This is a genomic window from Roseovarius ramblicola, from assembly GCF_042430665.1.
In the GTDB taxonomy this organism is placed as follows: Bacteria; Pseudomonadota; Alphaproteobacteria; order Rhodobacterales; family Rhodobacteraceae; genus Roseovarius; species Roseovarius ramblicola.
In genome coordinates this window covers 1-757 of the sequence record NZ_JBHMEC010000046.1, presented here as the reverse complement: position 1 = coordinate 757, position 757 = coordinate 1, and the positions used below count along the sequence as shown (strand labels likewise).

The following is a 757-nucleotide window of genomic DNA, read 5'->3' as shown; positions in this document are numbered from 1 at the left end:
TGGAAGGGCCATCGCTCAACGGATAAAAGGTACGCCGGGGATAACAGGCTGATACTGCCCAAGAGTCCATATCGACGGCAGTGTTTGGCACCTCGATGTCGGCTCATCTCATCCTGGGGCTGGAGCAGGTCCCAAGGGTACGGCTGTTCGCCGTTTAAAGAGGTACGTGAGCTGGGTTTAGAACGTCGTGAGACAGTTCGGTCCCTATCTGCCGTGGGTGTAGGATACTTGAGAGGAGTTGCCCCTAGTACGAGAGGACCGGGGTGAACGTTCCACTGGTGGACCTGTTGTCGTGCCAACGGCAGTGCAGGGTAGCTATGAACGGACAGGATAACCGCTGAAGGCATCTAAGCGGGAAGCCCCCCTCAAAACAAGGTATCCCCGAGGGCCGTGGTAGACCACCACGTCGATAGGCCGGAGATGTAAGCGCAGCAATGCGCTCAGTTGACCGGTACTAATCGCCCGACAGGCTTGATTTGATCCAGTAACAACAAGACTGGGCCAATAAGCATACACACCAATACGTCAAAACCTGACATGGACAGCCCGGAAACGGGCCGATTGTATCACTCGGGGGATTCCCCGGTTTGGTGGCCATAGCACGAGCAAAACACCCGGTCCCATCCCGAACCCGGCCGTTAAGTGCCGTCGCGCCAATGGTACTGCGTCTCAAGACGTGGGAGAGTAGGTCGCCGCCAAACCTGGAAATCCCCCGAACCTCTCAAAACGATACCAAAAACAAAACACCGCGGGATGG

At 56.4% G+C, this 757-nt stretch carries 2 rRNA genes; both read left to right on the top strand.

The window, feature by feature from the left end:
- Positions 1–479, top strand: a 23S ribosomal RNA gene (locus tag ACFFU4_RS18340); the annotation flags it as partial.
- Positions 480–586: 107 nt separating this feature from the next.
- Positions 587–701: ribosomal RNA gene (gene rrf / locus ACFFU4_RS18335) — 5S ribosomal RNA — on the top strand.
- Positions 702–757: the final 56 nt, after the last annotated feature.